Below are 19,939 nucleotides of genomic sequence, written 5' to 3' on the forward strand. Positions count from 1 at the left end.
ATTTAACGTTTAATACGAAATGAAACCTTTTCTTTTTGCAAGTTGATGCTTCTTCTTTATAATAGAGGTGGTAGACTTGTACGGCAAGGAGGAATAGATAAATGAAAATGACAATTACTAAACCCGCTATGAATTGGTTTAAACGGGAAATGGAACTAACAGAAGGTGATAACCTCCGCTTTTTTGTACGTGTAGGAGGTTGCAGCACAGTACAGGATGGCTTCTCACTTGGAATGACTGTAGAAACACCAACCGAACCCGCTCTCAGTATCCAAGAGGAGGGTATTACCTTTTTTGTTGAGGAAAAAGATATCTGGTTTTTTGAAAATCAGGATTTTACTGTGAAGTTTAGCCGCAATAAAGATGAAATTGAGTTCGTTCACGGTAATTGATTCTAAAACGCGAAAGCTAACTGCTTTCGCGTTTTCTTAAAAAATATTTTCTTTCAAATTAAACCGCTTTATGTGTGAGTTCAGTCCTTCTAATCGAAGAATCCGTAGTTGATCATCTCCTAACAAGTCAAAGTGTGGAAATTCCTCTCGATCATGTATCCATTCTGCTTTTAATCCATACTTCTCTCCCCATCTGGCAAGAGTTGTTTTATCACTGCAACCAGCTTTTGTCACCGTTTTATATTGTGGAAAACGAGGATCATACCAGAAGTGTGTTAACAGAGCAACTTCACCAGAAGCGACTCTTTCCTTCCATTCTGCTAATTCCCGCTTTGATAGACCAAATGCCATCGTTAAACTCGATCCGAAACAGGTGCTTTTTTTATTTCTTCATAAGCTTTATGCCATTCCGGAAATTTCCTTCGAATTGAGATAGGACGAAATGATTCACGCTTCACACAGGTATGCATAGACTCCCCTGTTACACAAATTTCTCCTTCACCGTTCGTCACTTCATAGCCGTAACTAACTCGAATGCCGTCATAATGTTCTACCCACGTTCTTATAGTCACTTTATCACCATATCGGACTGGGCGCTTGTAGCTTGCTTTTATATCAACAACCGGTGATAGAATCCCCTCTTTCTCCATATCAGCATAACGAAATCCAAGATCATTTATTAAAGCAGTCCGTCCTAACTCAAACCACACCAGATAATTTGCATGATAAACCACACCCATCTGATCTGTTTCAGCATAACGAACCTCAATTGGAGTTGTTGCTATGTACACTAGAATCCTCCCCTTACCTCTTGTTTCATTTTTCATTTTACCATAAAGCAACAGCAAAACAGAAAGACTGAATGGCAAACGGCCATCCAGTCAATTAATTTATTGATTATAGTTAGATTCATCTTTAATTTCATTTCGCATCGCTTCAATACTCTCTTCACGACGATGATTCTTTGCTTCAATTTGTTTCTTTTGTTCAGCACTATCGGTAAATTGTAACGATGCCTCTGCATCCCTTTTGTTTTCAATCGTATCCTGAACCATTTGTTGTAATTTAGCTGCATTGTCTCGACGATCATCTTGGTTAGCTTTCATATCATATCCCCCTTGAACCAGAATTTGAGGTACGCAATGGTACATTTCTAGTATGTCTGTTATCAAGGGGGTTATGTTTCCTTATTTAGGATTGTAGACTTTTAGGTATCGTTCCAGACAATTTGTTCTCATAATATAGCATGTCTTTCCTTATTTCTGCACTACAACCGTTTGAAAGGAGAATATTTTCAGCAGCTAAAAATACTTGATTTAACATTCTCATTCCCATTCGGTAATCAACAACTACGTTATCCTGGATTCGATCTTCATAAGCTGATAATGCGATCAGAAGACGATAAGAACATTCCAACAGTTGAAGAGGTACATCGTTTATAGAACGTTCTTCCTCACCTTCAAGGAACGATTGAAATTCATGATTGTCTTCATCACTGAGAAGAAAGAAAGTGCCTGGTACATCATGTAAGTCATGATCAATATCTGAAATTGTAAGGCTCATGACAGTTAGTCGTGCAGCGAAGCCACCTACTATCCCAGCAGTTCCACATCCATAGGGCGGCCCAGTTTCTTCTAACATCCTGTAAATCTCAGTGCCTACCTTTTCATTTCTATCCATATTCATCACCCACCTTATATGTCCATACCCTATCTTCCGTTGTTAAAATCTCCTAAATGGCTTCTTCAAAAATAATCGGACTCATGTAATCAACGCTCTTTTTAGAAATGTCCATAAGATTCTGCCAGTAATCTTTGACGGTATCGTTGTGATTCCCCTGTTCAAAGCTAATTTGTAGCCATGATAATTCCTCAAGAAGCCTTACAGAAGATCCAATCCAGATTTTTTGGCCTTCAACTTGAATCGTAAACGGTTCATCAAACCGAAATGGTAGATAAATTCCTGAATGATTTGGATGAAGAATGAGGTGCTGAAAAATTGTTCCTTTGAAGAGTCTTGCATAAATGAGAAGTACTCGATCATTTCTAGCTGCTGCTTTTTTTAACTGATGAAGTGACTGTGCTTCGCCTAGCTCAAGGCTTGCGATTGTTCGATCCCAATTTAACTCCTCACGGTAAGGCACTAAATAACCCATCTGCTGCATTTTAATTTCAAGTTCTTTAACCAGAAGCTCTTCTTTAGTCCCTTCTTCCACCCCGTTCTTTGAAATTGGTTGAATTCTTGCTGTTATTGTCATAATTTGTCCCCCCGCAAAACATTCTTATATCTAAGCCTTCGCAGTCTTTTAACCTTTTGGGGCGATTTTACAGTGAATGAAAAGAACTTGTTAAAATTGAAATAAACCAGAAAGTTGGTTCCTTTCTGGTTTTGGTTTGTCTATTTCCCTTTAGGGGGTGCATAGTCTGGTTCTTGATTCCCTTTCGTCTGCATCTGTTTGCCTTTGTTCCCTTCTGCCTCAGGATTTACTGAAGCGAGGTGATTTGGCTTAAAAGATTTAGGAAAGCGCTTAGGATTACTCATTACTATCTCCTCCTTTACCATTTAGGCTGTGCAAATGGAGGAGAAATATCTATCCTGTTACAAATTTTTAGCGTGTTTTTGTTCGAACTTGTCTTCAATTCGTTCGATTGCTTTCTTATCATTCATTAGCTCAAGCTTATTCTGCATAACAAGTTCTTTGAAAGATACTTTTTTAGACTTTCTCATGTTAGTCTCCTTTCTTAAACGGACTTATTTATTGCCAGTATTCCCGATTTTCCAAAACTTATTACATATTCGGAGTTTTTTGTTTATTATCGTCTATAAAAGTGGCTCTTTTCGTAGAGATTATTGCTATATTAGTGGGGTTTCCGCTCCAGGGGCGTCGAGCAACCTTCCGCTCCAATCAACTAAGTGTGGTTTGTTATTCAATAATTGTTTCAATAGCAACAACCTTTTAGAAAAGAGCCATTAGATAGCCAAATAAAAAAGGTGACCCATTTTTTGGGTCACCTTTAACACATTCTTTAGTTTGCAATTTTATCGCGAAGGACCATTTGAAGAATTCCGCCATGACGATAGTAGTCAATTTCAACTTCACTATCAAAACGAGCTAGAACTTTAAATGTTTGCTTTTCGCCTTCAGGTGAAGTAGCTGTTACGTTAATTTCGTCTCTTGGTTTTACGTTCTCAGTGATTTCAACATCAAACGTTTCTTTACCAGTTAAGTTATACGTATCAGCACTTTCGCCATCTCTAAATTGTAGAGGAAGCACACCCATTAGTACAAGGTTACTGCGGTGAATTCTTTCATAGCTTTCTGCAATAACAGTTTTGATTCCAAGAAGGTTCGTTCCTTTAGCAGCCCAGTCACGTGAGCTTCCCATGCCGTAATCTTTACCAGCAAGAACAACAAGACCTGTTCCTTCTTCTTTATACTTCATAGCTGCATCATAAATCGGCATAACTTCATCTGTTTTCCAGAAAGTAGTCCAGCCACCTTCTGTACCCGGTGCAATTTCGTTACGGATACGGATGTTACCGAATGTTCCACGCATCATAACTTCATGGTTACCACGACGAGAACCATAAGAGTTAAAGTCAATTGGGCGTACGCCATTTTCTTGTAAATACTGCCCTGCAGGCATTTCTTTCGCAATCGCACCTGCTGGTGAGATGTGATCCGTTGTAACGGAATCGCCAAACTTCGCGACCGCTCGGAGATCTTTAAGCTCATGAATATCTTCAGGATCTTTAGAAAGATTCTCGAAGAATGGAGGGTTTTGAATATAAGTGGACTCTTCATCCCAGTTATATAGATCTCCTTCACTTGTGCTTAGTTCATTCCAGCGTTTATTTTCATCAAATACTGTTTTGTACTGACGCTTAAACATCTCTGGCGTTACAGTCTCAGCAACTGCTTGCTTAATTTCTTCTGCTGAAGGCCATAGATCTTTCAAGAATACATCGTTGCCGTCTTTGTCTTTCCCGAATGATTCGGAGTGAAGATCAAAGTCAACAGTTCCAGCTAGTGCATAAGCTACTACAAGCGGTGGTGAAGCAAGATAGTTTGCTTTCACAAGGGGATGGATTCGTCCTTCAAAGTTACGGTTACCAGATAGAACAGAAGTTACTGTAAGATCTGACTTAGCGACAGCATCCTCAATTTCTTCTTTAAGTGGACCAGAGTTACCGATACATGTTGTACAACCGTAACCAACAAGGTGGAAACCAAGATCTCTTAAGTAAGGCATAAGGCCTGACTTATCTAGGTAGTCTGTTACAACTTTGGATCCTGGAGCAAGACTTGTTTTAACATATTCCGGTACTTTAAGTCCCTTTTCAACAGCTTTCTTAGCAAGAAGTGCTGCTCCTAGCATAACTGATGGATTGGAAGTATTTGTACAGCTTGTAATTGCAGCGATTGCAACAGCACCCGTCTTCATTGTTACTTCATTTCCATCTTTAAATTTAACGACTGCTTCTTTGTCTATTTCTTTCTTATCCATACCAAGACCCTGGTTGCCTTGAGGAGCTGTAAGAGCTTTGTTAAATTCTTTCTTCATATCAGAAAGAAGAATTAAATCCTGTGGACGCTTAGGTCCTGCAAGACTTGGTTCTACTGTTCCAAGATCAAGTTCAACAACGCTAGAGAAATCTGGATCTTCTGATTCTGGAGTATAGAACAAGCCGTTAGCAATCGAGTATTCGCGAACAAGATTGATGTGCTCTTCAGAGCGACCTGTTAGGCGCATATATTCAAGTGCTTCTTCATCAACTGGGAAGAAGCTACAAGTAGATCCTTGCTCTGGTGCCATGTTTGAAATTGTCGCACGGTCTGCAAGCGGCATGCCTGATAGACCAGGACCGAAGAATTCAACGAATTTACCAACAACTTTTTTCTCACGAAGAAGCTGTGTCACTTTAAGCGCAAGATCAGTTGCAGTTGTACCGCTTGGTAGTTCTCCAGTAAGCTTCACACCAATAACTTCAGGTACAGGGAAATAAGAAGGTTGACCAAGCATTCCTGCTTCAGCTTCAATACCACCTACACCCCAACCAAGAACGCCAAGACCGTTGATCATAGTTGTGTGAGAATCTGTACCAAATAGTGTATCTGGATAAGCAATATTTTCACCATCTACAGTATTTTCTTGGACAACGTTTGCAACGTACTCAAGATTTACCTGGTGAACGATACCTGTTGCTGGTGGAACCGCACGATAATTATCAAATGCATCCTGCGCCCATTTAAGAAATTTATAACGCTCCATGTTACGTTCAAATTCTTTGTTCATGTTAAATTCAAGTGCATCATCTGATGCGTATTTATCAACCTGTACAGAGTGGTCAATAACGAGATCTACTGGAATCTCAGGATTGATTTTGTCAGGATCGCCACCGATATCAGCCATTGCTTTACGAAGAGATGCAAGATCAACAACAGCTGGTACGCCTGTAAAATCTTGAAGAATGACTCTAGAAGGCTTAAATGGTACGTCAATATCTTTGTTCTGCTCGCTTGTTCCCCACTTCGCGAGATTTTCAATATGCTCTTCTTTAATCACTTTACCGTCATACTGACGTAGTACGGACTCAAGCAAAATTTTGATTGTATAAGGGAGCTTGCTTACTTTAGCGATACCTGCTTCTTCTAGCGCCTGAAGGCGATAGAAGGAATATGATTTACCATTGGCATCGAATGTTGCTTTTGAGTTATAAAGTTCATGATTTGCCATATGTAGTTCCCTCCTCCAAATTGCATAACAAAGCGAATGTCGAAAAAAACGTTTTCAACTTCCCTTTATCCATCTTAGTAAATTTTCAAACATAAGTAAATAACAAGATTGTTATTATACTTCATAAGATCACCTTATCACCACATATTATCGGCGCTTCAGGAGAAATTAAAGGTACGGAGGTGATTAACATAGGTAAGCGAAAAGCAAACGGGGTTCGTCCAGGAATGAATGATGCCGATGCACAAGGAAACGGTGCAGGCTCAGATAATGAATACGCACACGAACACATGACACAAGAACAACGACAATACAATAAAAAGACGAAAAAGCGTCAGTAGAATAAAAACCCGTCATCCCACGATGACGGGTTTTCTGTTAAAGATTAGTATTCATTTCTGTTTCAATTGTTTGTAAATCCTTTTGAAATTGAAGAAGCTGAGCTTTCTGGTGTTCAGAAGCATTTTCGAGCGCATTTTCAATCTGCATTTTCGCTTCTCCAACCTCTTGCTGCAGATGTTTAAGATCTTTTCCATAACCACTGCTGCTAACAATAATTTCTTGCTTAGCACTTATTGCCTGTTCATAACCTTGCTGAGCAGCTTGAAACGACTGTTGTTTATCCTTATTGTATGGCATAAAACCAACCTCCTTTTCTTCTACTTTCAACATAGTGTAACCAGGTATAGGCTTCCTATACGACGCGCATAAGTACAGGTGTGCTGCCAATACTAACGGTTAAGGAGGGATTCATATGACAGAAAGCAATACGTTCAAAGATGCACGTAAAAACGCACCTAAGGGACACACTGGACAACCCGAGCCAATGAAAGGGTCTCATAAGGTGAAGAACAGAAACCACACGAGACAAAAAAATGGTGAAGGGTTTTAATGTCTCCTTTCTTATAACGCTAAAAAAGACGGCCTCATGGCCGTCTTTTATGTTGCAATTTCCATTAATGCTTCTAGGATAATAACTTCTTCGTTCTCCGTTACTGTGCGGAAATCCATCAGAACCCTGTCTGCCTTTATTCGGGTGATGATCGGAAATGCATAACTTCTTAACTGTTCATCTAACTCATTAACACTAAACAATTTGGAAGCGATCGAAAGAATGAAGGTAGGTAGCTCGACTGCAGGCATTGTTCCTCCTCCTACTTGCGAGGTTCCATCAATGATTTCTGTTTCGTATGATGAAGTATTCTTTTGAAGCTTTCCTTCAAAGTTCTCAGCACGAGTCTTTATTTCATGCTCATTCTTTGTAATATCCCTTATGGCAGGAATATCACCCGCTTCATCAAACAAATGCTGCTTAAGTGTTGCTTCAAGAGCTGCAAGTGTAAATTTATCAACTCTAAGGACTCTTGCAAGCTGATGTTTCTTTAATTGGTCAATAAGATCTTTCTTTCCAGCAATCATACCTGCTTGCGGTCCCCCAAGTAACTTATCTCCACTAAATGAAACTAAATCAGCACCTGCTTCAATCGTTTCTTGAACGGTCGGCTCGTCTCCAATCCCAGCTTTATGATAATCGAATAAAGCGCCACTACCTAAATCTTCATAAAAGATCACATTGCGAGATTCAGCTATGCTACCGAGTTCAGATCTCTCAACTTCAGCCGTAAAACCGATTAAAGCAAAATTGCTACGGTGCACCTTCATAATCATTGCTGTTTCGTCGTTAATCCTCTTCTCGTAATCGGCAGGATGGGTCTTATTTGTTGTTCCAACTTCAGTTAGCTTTGCACCACTTTCTTCCATAATAGAAGAAACACGAAACGATCCACCAATTTCGACAAGTTCCCCTCGCGATACGATAACTTCTTTCTCTTTGGCTAATGCACTAAGAATTAAGAAAACAGCAGCAGCATTATTATTTACAACCATCGCAGCTTCTGCACCAGTCATTTTACATATCCATTCCTCAGCAATGCTATGTCTAGATCCTCGTTCACCTTTTCCAAGATTGTATTCAAGCGTTGAATAGCTTCTTGCTACCTTCACCATATGATCTAGTGCCGCTTCGCTTAGACGAGCTCTGCCAAGATTCGTATGAAGAACAACACCAGTAGCGTTTATAACCGGTTTTAGATTAAGCGTACCTGATCGTTGTGATTTCAAGTAAATGTTGTCTGTGATTTCGTTTATAAACTCTTCTCGCGTACTAGATAATCCGCTGTAAGATTCACTTAGAAGAAGCTGACGAATTTCGTTTACTTCTTGTTGAATCATTCCCTTAATTAATTCATGTGGTAGTTCCGTTCCAATCCCTTTCATTAACAGCACTTCCTGTACCTGATGAACAGGAGGCAGTTCTCTTAACAAGTTCAATATTTTCAGCTCCTAACGGCGAAAGGAAAGGCACCCTTTGCCGGGTGCCAAAACTATAAATTCAACTTTTCCATTTCTTTAATAAACTCTTCTGTATCTGGATATTGACCGGATTCTAATTTAGAATGCATACGATCTCCATTAACCGTAATTTCAAAAGCTCCACCCGAGCTTGGCATTAATTCAAGTGAAGTAACTTGGCCTCTAAAATGATTAAACAACGCTTCCGCGAAACTCGCGGCTTTAGGTGCGTAGTTTCACTGCATGCAAAATTCAATCGTAACTTTATACATAAAATGAAAGACCTCCTTACTAAAATTCGCATTTTACATACTATATCATTTCAAAAAATGTATGAAAAGATTTATACTCTTGTAAGGAGGTGGTAACATGTCTAGTCATGAAAAAATCCGATTAACGTCATTTTCTTCAAAAGGTGGTTGAGGATGCAAAATCGGTCCAGAGGACCTGGCGCAAGTTTTGCGTCAATTACCTAATAAGAAAAAAGATCCAAATTTACTTGTAGGTGTCGATACGTCTGACGATGCTGGCGTTTACCGATTAACCGATGAACTTGCAATGATACAAACGGTAGATTTCTTCACCCCTATCGTTGATGATCCATATATGTTCGGTCAAATTGCTGCAGCTAACTCATTGAGCGATGTCTATGCGATGGGCGGCGTACCCAAAACCGTACTTAATATTGTTGGCTTTCCAATTAAGAACCTCGACCCATCGATTCTAGCTGAAATCCTTAAAGGAGCAGCAGATAAAGTGGATGAAGCAGGTGCCGTAATTGCTGGTGGCCATTCGATTGATGATCAAGAACCGAAGTTCGGTTTATCCGTTACAGGACTTGTTCATCCTGAACATATCTACATGAATGTTGGGGCCAAACCAGGTGACGTTCTGATCCTAACTAAGCCAATTGGAGTTGGGATTCAAACAACAGCGATTAAGCCTGAGAAGCTTACTGAAGAGCAGCTTAACACTGTCTCAACTATAATGGCTGAGTTAAACAAAACAGCAGCTGAATCACTTACAGGATTAACGCCAAATGCTGTAACAGATGTCACCGGATTTGGTTTACTCGGTCACGCTTATGAAATGGCAAAAGGCAGTAACGTAAGCATTCATGTTGACTACAACAGTGTTCCTGTTCTTCCTGGAACGCTAGAACTTGCTGAACAAGGATTTGTCCCAGGTGGATCCAAAGCAAATCATCGCTGGATTTCTGAAGCCGTTCAATATGAGAACTTAAGTGAAATTGAACAATACGTATTATGCGATGCTGTTACATCAGGTGGCTTATTAATAAGCCTACCTTCTGATCAAGTAGACTCATACACAAAACGAATGCGCGAGAATGGAAAGCAGGCATTCGTTATTGGTCATGTTACGGAAAAAGAAACTTTCTCGATAACTGCTAGTAAATAAATGCATATGAAAAGCGGGAGGGATTATCCCTTCCGCTTTTTTAGTATGCGAATATCATCTCTTCTATATCTTCAGTCAATGCCTCGGGGCTGTCGTCAAACACGACCTTTCCTTCTTTTAACGCCACAATCCTCGACGCATACCTTTTTGCAATTTTAACATCATGAACATTCATGATTGTAAGTAATTGGCGTTCTGTATGCAGGCGTTCAATCAATTGAAAAATCCGATTCGCTGTTCCAGGATCAAGACTCGCAACTGGTTCATCACCCAGAAAAACTTCTGGGGTTTGTATTAAAGCTCTTGCAATCCCGACTCTTTGCCTCTGTCCGCCACTAAGCCAATCAACACGATGATTAAGATATGGTAGCAATTCTACTTGTTTAATTACGTCTCGAGCGAGCTCCTTCTCCTCACTCGTAAAAAATCCGACAAGATTTCGAAGAGTAGATCGCGATCCGAATAACCCAGTATACACATTTTGTATCACCGAAAGCCTTGGTATCAATTGATGGTGCTGAAATATCATACCAATGTTGCTTCTGATCTGCCTTAGATCTTCATGATCTAATTGACTATATCCTTTCTTATTATAAGAGACTTCTCCTTCTGAGAGGGGTTGTAGACCATTCAATGTTCGTATAAGAGTTGATTTACCTGCACCCGTTTTACCTAGAACACAAACAAATTCACCTTTGTGAAACTTAAGGGACACATCACTCAAGGCAGCTACATCTGCACTCTTGAAGATAACACTTCCATTTCGAATTGTTAGAAGCTCTTCATTACATAACATACTGTCTCACCCTGCTCCCAAGGAAATCAACTGCAATCACGATAAACATAATAATGAACACATCTACAGCTACGGTCGAATACTGAAACGTTTTAAAGTGAACAAACAATTGCTGACCAATTCCTCCACCACCAACAAGACCAAGGATTAAGGACGTACGAATCGCTACTTCAAACCGATAGAAAAAGTGTGATAGGACATTTGGCCAAATTTGTGGAAAGATCGAGAAAAGTGCTCCAGTCAATGAACGTGCTCCAACGGCATTCATCGCTTCTTGAGGACCTTTATCTGCAGCTTCGATGAGTTCTGCAATTAATTTAGAGAGCACGCTCGCATTATGAACTATAATAGCGATCGTCGCAGCAAATGGCCCTGGCCCTACTACTGTAAGAAACATTAATCCGAGCACGATCTCTGGAATCGATCGAACAAAGCTTAGCATAATCCGAACGATTCCATAGAATCGACCAGCTGTATTTTTGGCAGCTAGAAGACTAATCGGAAGGGCAACTAGTAGCCCTGCAAAACTTCCGAGAAAAGCCATTCCAAGCGTCACCAAACTTGCTTCAAGCATCTTTGGGATTATACTCGTGTTCAACGGAAACCAATTCGACAGAAAGTCCACCATATTATTAAATTGACTGAATTTCCTTATATCAAATTCTGTAACTCTTGCACTCCAAACCATGAATCCAATTACCACAATGAAAATGAATAGATGCTTCCATTTAAACCAGACCATAATTACTGGTTTAATAATCCTTGTTTTTCAGCAGCTTGACGAATACTCTCGTAGTCATCATTGCTTGCCTTTGTAAAACCAGAAGCACCAAACGCATTTAAAATGGTTTCATCTTCAATCGAAAGAAATGCATCTTGCAACTGATCAATTGTTTCCTCATCTGTTTCTTTCGCTACAGCCCAAGGATATTGGAATAATTTATCTGATTCCCAAATAACCTTAAGTTTGTCTCCATCAATTTTTCCAGATTCCAAAAGCTGGTTATAAATAGCACTATCGATTGCACCTGCATCAACCTGATTATTCTGAACAGATAGAGCAGTAGCATCGTGTGATCCTGTATACTTTACAGATTTAAAACTGTTCTTTTCTTGATCTTCAAACACACCACGATCTTGAAGTTCTATCGAAGGTATAAGTGATCCCGAAGTCGAGTTAGGATCTCCAAAAGCAAATCTTTTTGATTCACTTTCTGCTAGAAACGCCTCCAACGTATCCCATTTGTTTTCCGTGTTTGTAATGATATAAGAATGGTAGAAAGGCTCCCCATCGATTAACTGCGTTACAATGGCTTTAGCACCACTTTTCTCATGTGCGATTACGTAAGTAAGTGGACCAAAGTAAGCCATATCAATTTGATTATAATTCATCGCTTCAACAACGCCGTTATAGTCAGGAAATGTAGTGATTTCAACATCCCGATCAAGTTTGCTTGAAAGCTCATCTTGAAGCTTAGTCATCGCTTCATCAATTTCACCCTCTGTTTGTACCGGAATAACACCGATCGTAAATGGTTCACTGTCTTTCTTATCATCAATAGCTTGATTATTCTCTTGTTCATTCGAACCACAAGCCGCTAGAATGCTTACTAATAGTACAATCAATAAGATTCCTAATTTCTTCATTTTTACACTCCTCGCCCGTATCCTATCTCTTTTTACGTTCTCCAATATCGGTCACGATCTTTTCTAATTGTATAACCACTCTCATCAAGTTTTTCTAGAACTGGGACAAGGTACTTTCTACTCACATTCAGAATATCTTTGGCTTCCTGAAGGGTAAACGTTTCTCCTGTACCTGATTTCAAATCAGTAATGGTCTTTTCCCAACTATCCTTATGAACGTATAACTCGTCAGTAAGGCTAACGGCCACATGTTCTGTTAATAAGTACTGCTTAAATTCTCCTTTAAGTGAATCTGGGATGCTTTCTTTCTCAATGAGCATATCGATAGGTGATACATTAAGTTCCTGTTTAGCTAATTCCCCGATAACCTGTGTCATTCTTGTTTTCCACGAATTAGGAAGATAAGGTTGAAATGAGTATTCAGATAGGAAAGGACCCGTTTGCTTAAGCTCTCCTTTCGCTATCTTTAACTCAATAGCAGCTTCTACGAGTTTTACAGGATATCTTTTTCTTACTTCCTGGATTAGCTCTGCTTTCGGCGTGCCTTTTCGCATAGGAAATAGCTGATGATTATTCCGAATAATGACTAGAATCGCCTCTACGGCCATGTTAAATACATTTTCTGATGTTACATAGTTTCCTAAAAGCACAAGTTGAGATTCTTCAGTAAGCTGTACGTAGGCTTCTTCATCAAGGCCAATATGCTGCATAACCTGTTCTTTAGAGAGTAGTAGTTCATGATCAAGCAGTTGTTCTAACCGTTCAAATGGTGTGCCTCTACTCATTTGTTCAAACATTTCAATCGTTTCATTGCCGAATTTATATTTCTCTCCAGATACATTTAAAATGCTTCCTCCTCCTATTGTTTCAACCGGGGTAGGACGTCTAACGATAACATGGTCACCCTTTTTAGCTGCGATAGGGCGATGAAGTCGAATTTGGCAAAAAAGTTCTTCTCTCTCTCCTGACTCCAAAACATTACGATCGAAAAAAACAATTGTTCCTCTTACCTCAGCTGTTCCGATATGCACCGTAACAAGTGAGCGTTGTTTCAATTCGTGAAACATTGTTAATGATTGCGTGAATGCTAGGTCAATGGTTGATGTTACCGCATAATGATTAGAATTAACGATAACCTGACCTCTTATAAGCTCATGCTTGTTTATCCCAGCAAGATTAATCGCTACTCGTTGACCTGCAAACGCACGGTCTACTTTTTTGTTATGCGTTTGTATTTGCCTCACTCTAGCTTCCAATCGATCAGGTAAGAGTTTAACCTGTTCACCATCTCTTATTTCTCCATCAAAAATCGTTCCTCTTACAATCGTGCCATGTCCCTGTAATGTAAAAACCTGGTCAATCGGAAGACGGAACGCTCCTGCTCTATTCCTTGAGGGTACTCGCGAAAGAAACGCTGTAATACTTTCTTTCAATTCATCAAGCCCTCTGCCTGACTTAGCATCGACAATATGAACCTCAGATCCTTCAAACCCAGAACCTTCTATGTAGTCAACAATATCTTCATATACAAGCTGAAGCATCTCTTCATCAACGAGATCTGCTTTTGTAATCGCTATGATGGACCGTTGAATACCAAGTAGAGAAAGAATTTCTAGATGCTCCCTTGTCTGTGGCATCACTCCTTCATCAGCTGCTACAACAGGAATAACAAGGTCAATCCCAGCAACACCCGCTATCATTTGTCTGATAAACCGTTCATGACCCGGCACATCTATAATGGATACCGTCATCTCTTCCGAAAGACGAAATGGCGCAAAACCAGGTTCGATTGAAATATTACGTTCCTTTTCTTCTTTTAACCGATCCGTATCAATACCCGTCAATGCACCTGTTAACGTTGTTTTTCCATGATCAATGTGTCCCGCAAGACCGATCGTAAAATAGTTCATACATTCACCCGCCAATCTACTATCATCCGATACTAACATTAATAAAAGTCGTATCTGGATGCAACTTATAACCCCCAACAAGGGTAATTATATTCACTTACCTCCACCTATAATAGATATGCAAGACCGTATAATTATACATTCATGCATAGGGTGAAAGTTATTAACAGCTATCCACAGGCCAGAACTGTTACACTCCCTAATTAGAGCTGTACTACAACCCGAACTGTACTAGTTCGTTATAAAAAACTGTTTCAAGTCTTAATTTGTCGAACTGCGACATGAAACAAAGGCTTTTAGTTTTTGTCGATATATGCATAATACAACTTAGTGTTCACTATATTTTATAGCTGATCGCACAGTTCGACAAATAATGTTTTATCCTTTTATCCTAACTTGATTGAGGTAAAAGTTTACTAAGTATTTTACTAAACCCTTCCAATACCCCCGCCATTATGAGCACATGTGTTGAATCTCATTGTTTCTTAAGTTACTATGTTAAAAGAATGATTCTTTCATACGGGGCTGGTTGTACGTCTGGTGAGTGCCACGGTCTTCAAAACCGCTTGGGAGGCGCGTGCCGTCTTCGGTGGGTTCGATTCCCACACAGTCCCGCCAATTTAATTTACATTGATCATTACGAATGTCTCCATATCAAAAGCAGACTGGCACTACAGTCTGCTTTTTCTTATAAAAAAATAGTAGATCAATAAACTGCTCTACCTTCCTTTATGATCACCCCAATTAAAATGAATTCGTCGTATGTTACGATCCCATCTAACTTAGCTACCTTTGTTTTCAACTTGGTCACTCCCCTCCCCTCTTCAATAGACAATTAGGTAGAGGTAGAAATAATCCGTTTTCACAACTTGATAATTCTCCGCACGAAGAACTAAATAAAGCCCTGTCCCCTTGATTAATCACCGTTTTCGGCGTATAATGTGACCGTATTCAAACATTGTTTATACATTATTATGCCAAGAGGTGATGGTGTTGGCAGGTTGGTTTCAATGGTTTATTGTCAGCTGGACAGTAATATTAATTTCTCTTATTGCGATCGGCGGCTTCTTTATGTTTCGAAAGTTTTTGAAACGGCTACCTAAAGAAGATGGCAAATCAATATTGGATTGGCAAGAGTATCATATCGAGAAAACGAAACACATGTGGAGCTCGGATCAAATTAAACTTTTAGACGAATTGGTATCTCCTGTACCCGAACTATTCAGAGATATTGCCAAGTACAAAATCGCTGGAACAGTTGGCGAGCTCGCTTTACAAGAAAAAGCGAAGAACATGTCTCAGGATCTCATTATTCGAGGCTATATCATAGCTACCCCGAAACGAGATCATAAATGGCTCATTAAAAAATTAAATGAAAAGCGAATTGATATGGCTCCATATCATCATTTGCTGCAATAAAAAAACTCGTTTAGCATAATGGCTAAACGAGTTTTTTATGATAATGTTTGATGCAAATTGGTTCGATGCCCTCGACTTCTTTCCGTTTTTCGAAACTGAAAGTACATCGCAATTCTCCATGGAACAATCATACCAAATGCCAGCACAAAGAAAAGTGAACTAGTTTGAAGAACAGGAATGGACTCTCCTATAATTAGTTTGAAAATAATTCGAACCAGTAATAACCCAACCAAAATAAACGCAAATGCCTTCGATCGTGTTAAGTAAATCTGGTCTCCCTTAATTTCAAATTTCGATGTTCTAATTAAAAGAAGTGAAAATGCAGCGCCTACGGAAAGGGCTTCTATCGCTTCATACCATGGAACTCTCGCCTCTGGTACAGCAAACATAAAGAAACCCGTTGCCATGAAGAAAGGCGGAAGTATTATTTTTCTAATTGTTGCTGGTTTTTTCGAAGCCTTCAACCTAATGACTACCATCGCCATCGCCATTAAAGCACCTACAATTGTACTAAAAATCAGCATATTTTCATCCCTCACCTATACCGTTACTCCCTATCCTTTCCATTGTATGTGGAAGAGACAGAAAATACAAGCTTACGAAAAAGAACAGGGTCTAAGCCCCCTGCTCTCCTTTAACCATTTTGCTTAGAAAGAGCTTCTTCTCCCTCATCTTCAGCTATGGATAAAATAATTGTCATTGTTACACCTACAACAGTAAAGTACACGCCAAGGTCAAACAGCATAGCTGTCGCAAGGTGAGAATGACCTAATATTGGGAGCTCGAAATAGGCATCCGTTTGACTCAAAAAGGGTTGTCCAAAGACAAATGAACCGACTCCAGTCAACACAGCAATTAATAATCCAATTGGAATAAAATTTTTAAAGTCAATTCGAATGACCTTGTTCATCGTTTTAAAACCATACGATATGTAGAGTAGAACAAGGGCTCCCGCTGTCATCAGTCCACCGATAAAGCCACCACCAGGCGCATTATGTCCTGCAAAAAATAGGTAGATAGAAAATCCTAAAATAATGAAAACAATTATTGTTGTTGTCGTTTTAAGTATAAGATCATTTGTCCCTTTCAAATTACAGCATCCTTTCCAGCTTAAAATCCTTGGAATCCATTAAAGAGGTTATTAACGAGAAATGATGTGAACATTGTCATAAAGTTGAAATATAACAAAACGCCCATCACTATCATTAAATACCCGCCAGCCTTCATAATGAATCGACTGTTTTTCTTAATCCACTGCATTCGTCCGATAAAAAAGGAGAGAATGAAAAATGGAACAGAAAAACCAAGCGTGTAGGCTACCATGTACATGAATCCAGCATCTGGATTCGAAACACCAAGAGCGATTACAGCTGCTAGGATCGGTCCAGTACACGGTGTCCATCCTGCGGCAAACCCTATTCCAATAAGAACTGAGCCTATAAATCCGGTTGGGCGGTTGCGAATCGTTAAACGCCTATCTTTCATAAGAAATGACGGTTTCCAGAATCCTACAACGACGAGACCAAACACGACAATAAGGATAGCCCCTACTTGACGCAGAAGCTCCTTATACTGGATAAACAAATTTCCAACTAGCGTTGTAGACATGCCCAACACAAGGAAAATGATTGAGAATCCAAACAAGAAGAAAATCGTGTGGAAAATTGCTCGTCGCTGCATCATTCCACGATCTTCTTTTAAATCGTCAACTGACACACCAGTGATGTAAGAAATAAATGCCGGATAAAGCGGCAAGACACACGGCGAGATAAACGATAGGAAACCGGCACCGAACGCTAAAAACAAGTTCAAATCTGCCATTGCATTACTCCCTGTCTAATGCACACGGTCATTATAGCATGTGCATGTAATCACCATTCCAACCTACATTGTAATCGATATTATGCGTTCGTACTATGAACATTCATCAACTATTTCTTATTTGGAAAAAATTCTTCGAGCGTATAGCCAGCTTCCTGAATATCTTTTGCTGCTTCTTTACCAACATATCGAACGTGCCATGGCTCATATTGATAACCTGTTATCTCTTCTTTACCTTTTAAGTAACGAACAACAAAGCCATATTTGTATGCATTCTTAGCGACCCATTTCCCTTCAGGCGTGTTCCCAAATTCTTCAGTTAGTGAACTGCCAATGGATGGAGTACTAATATCCATTGTTAAACCTGTCTGGTGTTCACTTTGTCCTGCCTGAGCACTAACCTGATTCGCTTTCTCTTTACCATAGCGATCAGCATTATAAGCAAAAATGGCTTCCTGGCGATCATAAGAGCGATAACCTGATACAGCTTTTAACTCATAACCCTCTTCTTTTGCAGCAGCAAACATCTCTTCAAGGGCATTCGCTGCTTCTTTTACCATTAATCGCTTCGGATCACCTTGTGGTGCATAAGAAGCAACGTCTGGCTCAACGAGGTTTTCTGGGACAAAGTCAGCAGGTAAATTCCGCTCCTTATTCGCAACAACGTAAATACTGTCTGGGTTCGTTACAGTGAGCTGACCATTATTTTCAGTGACGGTTTCAGCCATAGTAGGATAAGCGGCTTGGTTACTCTGATCCGCTTTGTTATTCTCTTCACTCTCTTTAGCGTCACTCTGCTTGCTATTGTATTCTTGATCTTCATTATTCTTAGCATTGTTGTCCTGATCTTCACTATTTGTGCTGTTGCTAATGTTATTCGTTTCTTTAGACGTGGTATTCGTTTGGTCATTACTTTGATTCTGATTCGTCGTTTGATCGGCTTCTTGATTGGAATCATTTGCTTGACATCCCGCAAGTAGAGCCAAAGATAACCCACTTGCAATAAATAGATTCTTCATTGTCATATCAACACTTCCTGATTGTTTTATATTCTAATCTATCATACCATCTCACCAATTAGACCCGTCAACCAAAATCAATCCATACAAAAAGCACTCTGCAACCAGAGTGCTCGTGCTTTATTTATCGTTTGTATTCATTTGACTATTCATAGCCTTCATCATCTGATTGATTTTCTTCTGAGAAGGTTTCTGCCCCATCTGCATCATCATAACACGCAGCATATTCTCATTAATTGGGGGATTCTTCTTTAAATAGTCCATCATATACTTGCGGGCAATAAAAAAGCCAAGTGCTACTCCAGCAATCAACGCTAGAACGCCCACAATCGTGTACATCCACCACATTCTAGATTTCCTCCTTATTCTTTCTCTTCCAATAGTGTACTACAACCCGTAATGATTATACAATAACGTCTATTAAAATAGTAGGAGTTTGTTTAAACTAGCTTTTGTTGTTTTACCGGGTTAAGCCAGCCATAACGACCAGATTGGAAGTCAATCGCAAAGAAGGAAGGAGTTAATTTACGAATCACTTCAAAAAAAACGGTTTCAGCATCGTTGGAACCGCTGGAATATAAATTCAACTTTTCACGTCTTACAAATAAGGAAGCGTCACTCTGAGATTGCTTGATCGTTAGCCTATGACCGTCATTTCTAAACTCATAGGTTCGAAAACCACCTAGTTCATTCACAATATACTTATTCATTTCCTCTTCACAAACAGGCTCTGTAATAAAGGTTACCTGTTTATCTAATAGAGACTTCTCTTCCACAAATAAGGCACGCTTTCTTTCTAAAAAAAGTTGATACAAAAGGGTTTCCTTACCAGCATATTGAGAAGCAACCTCTTGCTTAATGAAATACATCTCGTAGTGCCTCATACACTTCCCCCTGTCAGACAAAGCCTGATTATGAAAGATAGTATACACCAGTCTCATCAAAATCGTTGTCTATGCATGTAGCGCGACTCCACTAGTTTTGTCGAAATTCAAAAACCTGTACTATAACATAAATGTTATAGTACAGGTTCAATTTGTTATGCCATACTCGGCAAGTCGCAAAGAACGCCTCCGCAGCTCTCATCATAATCAAGCTTCATTCGATCAACAAACCACTGATCATCCGGTCGTACAAAGTAAGTAACTCCATCAATTTCTTGCTTATAATCTTCATATGAAGGCCGGTCTGACATGACACCAAGGGAAAATCCGCCACTATCTCCACTTCCAGCATAGCGTACAAACAACCTCAAGCAGTCACCGTTTCTAAGTTCCATTTCATTCTTATAAAATTCTGCTGCTGAGTCCGTTACTACAAACATCTTATCCGCCCTCTCCGTTTTTTGTATTAGTACATCTTGTTATAGTACAGTATAACGAAAATTCAAAAAATTGCAACCATAAAAATAGCCTAATTTCGCTTT

General features: G+C 39.5%; 27 protein-coding genes and 1 tRNA gene. 6 read left to right on the top strand and 22 right to left on the bottom strand.

Annotation, left to right across the window (positions count from 1 at the left end; translation table 11 throughout):
- Positions 1-101: 101 nt before the first annotated feature.
- Positions 102-392, top strand: coding sequence for a HesB/YadR/YfhF family protein (locus FBF83_RS01830; RefSeq protein WP_136945444.1), 291 nt, complete (start codon positions 102-104; stop codon positions 390-392).
- A 36-nt stretch (positions 393-428) separates the two neighbouring features.
- Here FBF83_RS01830 and FBF83_RS01835 read toward each other — a convergent pair whose 3' ends face one another.
- The 8 genes from FBF83_RS01835 to acnA all read right to left on the bottom strand — a co-directional run bounded on the left by FBF83_RS01835 (position 429) and on the right by acnA (position 6,130).
- Positions 429-743: a hypothetical protein gene (locus FBF83_RS01835; protein WP_136945445.1), complete on the bottom strand. Its 315-nt coding sequence runs from the start codon at positions 741-743 to the stop codon at positions 429-431.
- 2 nt (positions 744-745) lie between these two features.
- Complete coding sequence (locus FBF83_RS01840) at positions 746-1,183, bottom strand: acyl-CoA thioesterase (RefSeq protein ID WP_136945446.1); 438 nt, start codon at positions 1,181-1,183, stop codon at positions 746-748.
- A gap of 99 nt (positions 1,184-1,282) precedes the next feature.
- Positions 1,283-1,498, bottom strand: coding sequence for a small acid-soluble spore protein Tlp (gene tlp, locus FBF83_RS01845; RefSeq protein ID WP_136945447.1), 216 nt, complete (start codon positions 1,496-1,498; stop codon positions 1,283-1,285).
- An 85-nt stretch (positions 1,499-1,583) separates the two neighbouring features.
- Positions 1,584-2,072 (bottom strand): hypothetical protein, encoded by a 489-nt coding sequence (locus tag FBF83_RS01850; protein ID WP_136945448.1) that lies wholly within the window; start codon positions 2,070-2,072, stop codon positions 1,584-1,586.
- A 52-nt stretch (positions 2,073-2,124) separates the two neighbouring features.
- Positions 2,125-2,649, bottom strand: a complete 525-nt coding sequence (locus FBF83_RS01855; RefSeq protein WP_136945449.1) for a hypothetical protein — start codon at positions 2,647-2,649, stop codon at positions 2,125-2,127.
- Between the two features lie 140 nt (positions 2,650-2,789).
- Positions 2,790-2,933 (bottom strand): small acid-soluble spore protein N, encoded by a 144-nt coding sequence (sspN, locus tag FBF83_RS01860; protein WP_048309683.1) that lies wholly within the window; start codon positions 2,931-2,933, stop codon positions 2,790-2,792.
- Between the two features lie 57 nt (positions 2,934-2,990).
- Positions 2,991-3,119 carry an FbpB family small basic protein gene (locus tag FBF83_RS01865; protein WP_048309684.1) on the bottom strand — a complete coding sequence of 43 codons (129 nt, stop codon included), beginning with the start codon at positions 3,117-3,119 and terminating at the stop codon, positions 2,991-2,993.
- Between the two features lie 299 nt (positions 3,120-3,418).
- Positions 3,419-6,130: an aconitate hydratase AcnA gene (gene acnA / locus FBF83_RS01870; RefSeq protein WP_136945450.1), complete on the bottom strand. Its 2,712-nt coding sequence runs from the start codon at positions 6,128-6,130 to the stop codon at positions 3,419-3,421.
- 182 nt (positions 6,131-6,312) lie between these two features.
- On the opposite strand from acnA, the gene sspO reads away from it, so the two are divergent.
- A complete protein-coding gene (gene sspO / locus FBF83_RS01875) occupies positions 6,313-6,471 on the top strand; it encodes a small acid-soluble spore protein O (protein ID WP_420875104.1) in 159 nt (52 codons plus the stop codon).
- A 37-nt stretch (positions 6,472-6,508) separates the two neighbouring features.
- Here the strand turns inward: sspO and FBF83_RS01880 are convergent, their stop codons facing one another.
- Entirely contained in the window at positions 6,509-6,769 is a 261-nt protein-coding gene (locus FBF83_RS01880) for a hypothetical protein (protein ID WP_136945451.1), read from the bottom strand.
- A 115-nt stretch (positions 6,770-6,884) separates the two neighbouring features.
- Here FBF83_RS01880 and FBF83_RS01885 point away from each other — a divergent pair, with 115 nt between their 5' ends.
- Positions 6,885-7,022, top strand: coding sequence for a small acid-soluble spore protein P (locus FBF83_RS01885; protein ID WP_084006397.1), 138 nt, complete (start codon positions 6,885-6,887; stop codon positions 7,020-7,022).
- Between the two features lie 47 nt (positions 7,023-7,069).
- Here FBF83_RS01885 and selA read toward each other — a convergent pair whose 3' ends face one another.
- Together selA and FBF83_RS01895 are read right to left on the bottom strand one after the other, a co-directional pair.
- A complete protein-coding gene (selA, locus tag FBF83_RS01890) occupies positions 7,070-8,461 on the bottom strand; it encodes an L-seryl-tRNA(Sec) selenium transferase (RefSeq protein WP_338109111.1) in 1,392 nt (463 codons plus the stop codon).
- Between the two features lie 53 nt (positions 8,462-8,514).
- Positions 8,515-8,754, bottom strand: coding sequence for an Rdx family protein (locus FBF83_RS01895; RefSeq protein WP_338109112.1), 240 nt, complete (start codon positions 8,752-8,754; stop codon positions 8,515-8,517).
- Between the two features lie 97 nt (positions 8,755-8,851).
- Here FBF83_RS01895 and selD point away from each other — a divergent pair, with 97 nt between their 5' ends.
- On the top strand, positions 8,852-9,901 hold the full coding sequence (selD, locus tag FBF83_RS01900; protein ID WP_136945454.1) for a selenide, water dikinase SelD: 1,050 nt from the start codon (positions 8,852-8,854) through the stop codon (positions 9,899-9,901).
- A gap of 40 nt (positions 9,902-9,941) precedes the next feature.
- On the opposite strand, the gene phnC is transcribed toward selD, so the two are convergent.
- The 4 genes from phnC to selB are packed head-to-tail and all read right to left on the bottom strand — an operon-like array spanning position 9,942 to position 14,254.
- Entirely contained in the window at positions 9,942-10,697 is a 756-nt protein-coding gene (phnC, locus tag FBF83_RS01905) for a phosphonate ABC transporter ATP-binding protein (protein ID WP_136945455.1), read from the bottom strand.
- Positions 10,687-11,385 (bottom strand): phosphonate ABC transporter, permease protein PhnE, encoded by a 699-nt coding sequence (phnE, locus tag FBF83_RS01910; RefSeq protein ID WP_338109121.1) that lies wholly within the window; start codon positions 11,383-11,385, stop codon positions 10,687-10,689. Before phnE ends, phnC begins: the two co-directional genes overlap by 11 nt.
- Positions 11,386-11,441: 56 nt before the next feature.
- Positions 11,442-12,344: a phosphate/phosphite/phosphonate ABC transporter substrate-binding protein gene (gene phnD, locus FBF83_RS01915; RefSeq protein WP_136945457.1), complete on the bottom strand. Its 903-nt coding sequence runs from the start codon at positions 12,342-12,344 to the stop codon at positions 11,442-11,444.
- A 32-nt stretch (positions 12,345-12,376) separates the two neighbouring features.
- Positions 12,377-14,254 (bottom strand): selenocysteine-specific translation elongation factor, encoded by a 1,878-nt coding sequence (gene selB, locus FBF83_RS01920; protein WP_169525143.1) that lies wholly within the window; start codon positions 14,252-14,254, stop codon positions 12,377-12,379.
- A gap of 521 nt (positions 14,255-14,775) precedes the next feature.
- Between selB and FBF83_RS01925 the strand changes: the two genes are divergently transcribed.
- Positions 14,776-14,872, top strand: a tRNA-Sec gene (locus FBF83_RS01925).
- Between the two features lie 372 nt (positions 14,873-15,244).
- Positions 15,245-15,673 (top strand): DUF2621 family protein, encoded by a 429-nt coding sequence (locus FBF83_RS01930; RefSeq protein WP_136945459.1) that lies wholly within the window; start codon positions 15,245-15,247, stop codon positions 15,671-15,673.
- A 35-nt stretch (positions 15,674-15,708) separates the two neighbouring features.
- Here FBF83_RS01930 and FBF83_RS01935 read toward each other — a convergent pair whose 3' ends face one another.
- The 7 genes from FBF83_RS01935 to FBF83_RS01965 all read right to left on the bottom strand — a co-directional run bounded on the left by FBF83_RS01935 (position 15,709) and on the right by FBF83_RS01965 (position 19,837).
- Positions 15,709-16,197 (bottom strand): CcdC family protein, encoded by a 489-nt coding sequence (locus FBF83_RS01935; RefSeq protein WP_136946453.1) that lies wholly within the window; start codon positions 16,195-16,197, stop codon positions 15,709-15,711.
- 110 nt (positions 16,198-16,307) lie between these two features.
- Positions 16,308-16,763 (bottom strand): Na(+)/H(+) antiporter subunit B, encoded by a 456-nt coding sequence (locus FBF83_RS01940; protein WP_136945460.1) that lies wholly within the window; start codon positions 16,761-16,763, stop codon positions 16,308-16,310.
- 20 nt (positions 16,764-16,783) lie between these two features.
- The gene (locus FBF83_RS01945; RefSeq protein WP_136945461.1) at positions 16,784-17,494 is read right to left on the bottom strand and encodes a cytochrome c biogenesis protein CcdA; all 711 of its coding nucleotides are present in this window, start codon (positions 17,492-17,494) and stop codon (positions 16,784-16,786) included.
- A 110-nt stretch (positions 17,495-17,604) separates the two neighbouring features.
- The gene (locus FBF83_RS01950) at positions 17,605-18,519 is read right to left on the bottom strand and encodes a M15 family metallopeptidase (RefSeq protein ID WP_136945462.1); all 915 of its coding nucleotides are present in this window, start codon (positions 18,517-18,519) and stop codon (positions 17,605-17,607) included.
- A 114-nt stretch (positions 18,520-18,633) separates the two neighbouring features.
- Positions 18,634-18,861, bottom strand: coding sequence for a YneF family protein (locus FBF83_RS01955; protein ID WP_048309696.1), 228 nt, complete (start codon positions 18,859-18,861; stop codon positions 18,634-18,636).
- A gap of 92 nt (positions 18,862-18,953) precedes the next feature.
- Complete coding sequence (gene sirA, locus FBF83_RS01960) at positions 18,954-19,397, bottom strand: sporulation inhibitor of replication protein SirA (protein ID WP_169525144.1); 444 nt, start codon at positions 19,395-19,397, stop codon at positions 18,954-18,956.
- A 155-nt stretch (positions 19,398-19,552) separates the two neighbouring features.
- On the bottom strand, positions 19,553-19,837 hold the full coding sequence (locus FBF83_RS01965; RefSeq protein WP_136945464.1) for a HesB/YadR/YfhF family protein: 285 nt from the start codon (positions 19,835-19,837) through the stop codon (positions 19,553-19,555).
- Positions 19,838-19,939 lie beyond the last annotated feature (102 nt).

Source organism: Guptibacillus hwajinpoensis (assembly GCF_005144865.1).
Classification (GTDB): Bacteria; Bacillota; Bacilli; order Bacillales; family Guptibacillaceae; genus Guptibacillus; species Guptibacillus hwajinpoensis_A.